The sequence below is a fragment of the Streptomyces sp. NPDC048484 genome (assembly GCF_040651415.1).
GTDB lineage: Bacteria > Actinomycetota > Actinomycetes > Streptomycetales > Streptomycetaceae > Streptomyces.
The window spans coordinates 1-3,166 of record NZ_JBEZJY010000123.1; the positions used below are offsets into that span (position 1 = coordinate 1).

The 3,166-nt window shown below is 69.4% G+C and carries 3 protein-coding genes; 2 read left to right on the forward strand and 1 reads right to left on the reverse strand.

From position 1 onward, the window contains the following. Nucleotides 1-80 precede the first annotated feature (80 nt). Nucleotides 81-593, reverse strand: coding sequence for a pep a2 (locus AB0D14_RS44770; RefSeq protein WP_362791237.1), 513 nt, complete (start codon nucleotides 591-593; stop codon nucleotides 81-83). Between the two features lie 303 nt (nucleotides 594-896). On the opposite strand from AB0D14_RS44770, the gene AB0D14_RS44775 reads away from it, so the two are divergent. Next, nucleotides 897-1,190 (forward strand): DUF5133 domain-containing protein, encoded by a 294-nt coding sequence (locus AB0D14_RS44775; RefSeq protein ID WP_362791242.1) that lies wholly within the window; start codon nucleotides 897-899, stop codon nucleotides 1,188-1,190. A 65-nt stretch (nucleotides 1,191-1,255) separates the two neighbouring features. Further along, on the forward strand, nucleotides 1,256-3,166 hold a 1,911-nt coding region (locus AB0D14_RS44780), incomplete at its 3' end, for an alpha-1,4-glucan--maltose-1-phosphate maltosyltransferase (RefSeq protein WP_362791240.1).

The window sequence follows — 3,166 nt, forward strand, 5'->3', positions numbered from 1 at the left end:
AGCAGGTCGGCGGGCGAGCACGGACGGGCAACGCAGCCGGCCCGCGGCCGCCGAAGCGGTCGCGGGCCGGCTGACTGTTCCTACTCGGGTGCCGCATTCACGAGGGGGCCTTCGGGTGCCGGGCCCGCGAGCGCCGGCACGGGCATCTCGCGAGGCGCTCGCCGGGCTTCCCGCAGGCTGGGCGCGGGTATGGCCGGGACCAGGGGGGCGCGTTCCATGGCGCGCACCCGGCGCGAGAACCAGACGATCCTTCCGCCGCGGCCCGTGGTACAGCACCCCCAGCCGTCGCTCAGGGCGGCGATGTGGGCCAGGCAGCCCCGTGTCGCGGATTCCGGGTGGGACTCCCCGTCGATGTCCGCGACGGCGGTGATGAGGTGCTGGCCGTTCCACCACATCTCAAGGGTGGTGTTCTTGTCCGTCGCATGCGCCTCGATCGAGCGCAGCAGCGTCTCGGCGCAGTGACAGACGGGCTCGACGAGGTTCTCCAGGTTCCAGTACCGGAGATGGGCGGCCAGAATGCGCCTGACCTGATCGACCCGCTCCGGACTCACTTCCACGTCGAGGTGGTAGTAGCAGGGCACTACGGTCTTCATCGTCGTTGGCTCCTCACCGGCGAGACTCCCACTTCTCCTCGCCCCTGTCGGGCCGGGCTCTGAACGCATAGCGTGAGCGGCGATTGCTTCTGAGTAATTCTCAGAGTGGGAGCGGTACTCCATTCGTGCAACCCGAGAGTCGACCCAATGTCGTTGAAACGACAACAGGACGTTGGGTGGCGTCGCGTGCACCATGAGTGAAGGCGCCCGCCGTCGTAGTCGGCCGGTGCCTCTTCGTGCACGGCCATCACGCGCATCCGGGCGAACCGTGCGCATCCGAGGGAGTGGAAGGTGACCAGTGAGATGCTGCTGCCTGCCAGGGACGAAATCACCAGGCATCTTGCGCTGTACCGGGCCTGGGAACGCATGATGCTCGCGGCTCCCGCCGACCGGGCCGCGCGGGGCAATTTCGAGGACACCGGTTACACGCTCTGTGTCCTCATGGGCAAACGCTGCGCCCGGGAGGCCGTGCACGCCGCCGAGCGCTACCTGGCCGCCGGTTCGGCCGCCTTTCGCCACGAACGGGCCAACGCCGACTCATCGATGAGCGGACTCTCGGGGCATCCCGACGGACTCGCGGCGAGTTCCGCGAGCTAGCAGCCTCCGGACGCGATCGCGGACGGCGTACCAGGACAAGGACAACGACGACGGAGGTGAATCCCATGACCGAGAACCCGGCCGACGGCCGCGTTCCCCCGGTCGGCCGCATGCCCGCCGTGCCGATCGGCCGAGTCCCCGTCGTCGACGTCCGTCCGGCCGTCGACCGCGGCAACCGCCCGGCGAAGGCGGTTCCGGGCGAGACTTTTCAGGTGACCGCCGTTCTCTTCGGGGAGGGTCACGACACGGTCGCCGCGAACGTCGTCCTGCGCGATCCCGAGGGGCGCACCGGGCCGTGGACCCCCATGCGGGAGCTCGCCCCCGGCAGCGACCGCTGGGGCGCCGACGTCATGCCCACGGAGGTGGGCGACTGGACCTACTGGGTGGAGGCGTGGTCGGACCCCGTGTCCGCCTGGCGCCGGTCCGCCCGCGTCAAGATCCCGGCCGGCATCGACGTGGGCCTGGTCCTGGAGGAGGGCGCCGAGCTCTACGAGCGGGCCGCCTCCCAAGTGCCGCACGAGGCGGGGCGAGCGGCGGTCCTGACCGCCGCGGACGCCCTGCGCGACGATTCCCGGCCCCTGGCCGCCCGTCTCGCCGCCGCCCTGACTCCGGACGTGGACGCGGCACTAGCCGAGCACCCCCTGCGGGAGCGGATCTCCCGGTCGGCCCCGCTCCCCCTGCTGGTGGAGCGGGAGCGGGCGCTGTACGGCTCCTGGTACGAGTTCTTCCCGCGCTCGGAGGGGGCGGTGGTCGAGCCCGGGCGACCACCGGTCAGCGGCACGTTCCGGACCGCGGCGGGGCGGCTGCCCGCGATCGCGGACATGGGCTTCGACGTGGTGTACCTGCCGCCGATCCACCCCATCGGCTCGACCTTCCGCAAGGGCCCCAACAACAACCTCTCGGCGAGCCGCGAGGATGTCGGGGTGCCGTGGGCGATCGGCTCGCCGGAGGGCGGGCACGACGCCGTCCATCCCGACCTCGGCACGATCGACGACTTCGACGAATTCGTCCGCACCGCGACCGCTCTGGGCCTCGAAGTCGCCCTGGATTTCGCCCTGCAGTGCTCGCCCGACCACCCGTGGGTGGAGAAGCACCCGGAGTGGTTCCAGCACCGGACGGACGGCACGATCGCGTACGCGGAGAACCCGCCGAAGAAGTACCAGGACATCTATCCGATCGCCTTCGACGAGGACCTGCCCGGCCTGGTTCAGGAAACGCTCGGCATTCTGCGGTTCTGGATGAGCCACGGCGTACGGATCTTCCGCGTCGACAATCCGCATACGAAACCGGTCATGTTCTGGGAGCGGGTGATCGCGGACATCAACCGCGACGATCCCGACGTGATCTTCCTGGCCGAGGCGTTCACCCGCCCGGAGGTCATGCACGCCCTGGCCCGCGTCGGTTTCCAGCAGTCCTACACGTATTTCACCTGGCGCAACACCAAGACGGAACTGATCGAATACCTCACCGAACTCTCCGGTGACGCGGCCGCCTACATGCGGCCCAACTTCTTCGTGAACACCCCTGACATCCTCCCCGACTACCTTCAGCACGGCGGCCGGCCCGCCTTCGAGGTCCGGGCCGTTCTGGCGGCGACGCTCTCTCCTTCCTGGGGCATGTACGCGGGATACGAACTGTGCGAGAACACCGCGGCCAGGGCGGGCACCGAGGACTATCTCGACTCGGAGAAATACCAACTGCGGCCGCGAGACTGGGAGGCCGCCGAACGTGCGGGAACGTCCATCGCACCCCTCATCGGCTCGCTGAACAGGATCCGCCGGGAGCACAGCGCGCTGCGCCGGCTCAGGAACGTCCACTTCCACGAGGCCGACAACGACGCCGTGATCGTCTACAGCAAGCGCGACGGCTCGGACACGGTTGTGGTGGTCGTGAACCTCGACCCTCACCACACCCAGGAAGCCACGGTCTCGTTGGACATGCCACGACTCGGCCTGGACCGGCACGCGTCGGTGCCG

Coding starts and splice junctions, on each gene's coding strand:
- AB0D14_RS44775 (WP_362791242.1), top strand. CDS start 897: ATGCTGCTGCCTGCCAGGGACGAAATCACCAGGCATCTTGCGCTGTAC.
- AB0D14_RS44770 (WP_362791237.1), bottom strand. CDS start 593: ATGAAGACCGTAGTGCCCTGCTACTACCACCTCGACGTGGAAGTGAGT.